Origin of the sequence: Rhodococcoides fascians NBRC 12155 = LMG 3623, from assembly GCF_001894785.1 — a bacterium.
Taxonomy (GTDB): domain Bacteria; phylum Actinomycetota; class Actinomycetes; order Mycobacteriales; family Mycobacteriaceae; genus Rhodococcoides; species Rhodococcoides fascians.
This window is the reverse complement of record NZ_BCWW01000036.1, coordinates 1-523: the sequence shown is the minus strand read 5'-3', so window position 1 is coordinate 523 and position 523 is coordinate 1. Positions and strand designations below refer to the sequence as shown.

Genomic DNA, 523 nt, shown 5'->3' with positions numbered 1-523 from the left:
CTCCCAAAATGATCTACCCGCTGGTCCTCGACCTTGCTGGCGACGGAGTACCCGTCACAGTGACCTGCCGGGTTCTCGGTTTCTCAACCCAAGCGTTCTACAAATGGAAGAAACAGCCAGTCACGCAACGAGATTGGGATGATGCGCATCTGATCAACATTGCTCGTGAGATCCACGACGACGACCCCGCATTCGGCTACCGCTTCATCGCAGACGAACTACCCGACCGCGGGATCACCGCCAGCGAGAACCGGGTCGCGCGGTTGTGCTCACAAGAACGCATCTGGTCGGTGTTCTCGAAGAAGCGAGGCCTGAACAGGAAGGCCGGCCCGCCGGTCCACGACGACCTCGTCGACCGTCAGTTCACCGCACAGGCCGCGGACGAGCTGTGGCTGACCGACATCACCGAACACCGCACCGACGAGGGCAAACTGTATCTCTGCGCGATCAAGGACGTCTGGTCGAACAGGATCGTCGGCTACTCGATCGACTCCAGGATGAAGGCCTCGTTAGCGGTGTCCGC

Annotated in this window: 1 protein-coding gene; it reads left to right on the top strand. The window is 60.4% G+C overall.

What is annotated here, in order from left to right; all coding sequences use genetic code 11:
- A partial coding sequence (locus RFA01S_RS27250; RefSeq protein ID WP_139278575.1) for an IS3 family transposase occupies positions 1 to 523 on the top strand: 523 nt, incomplete at both ends.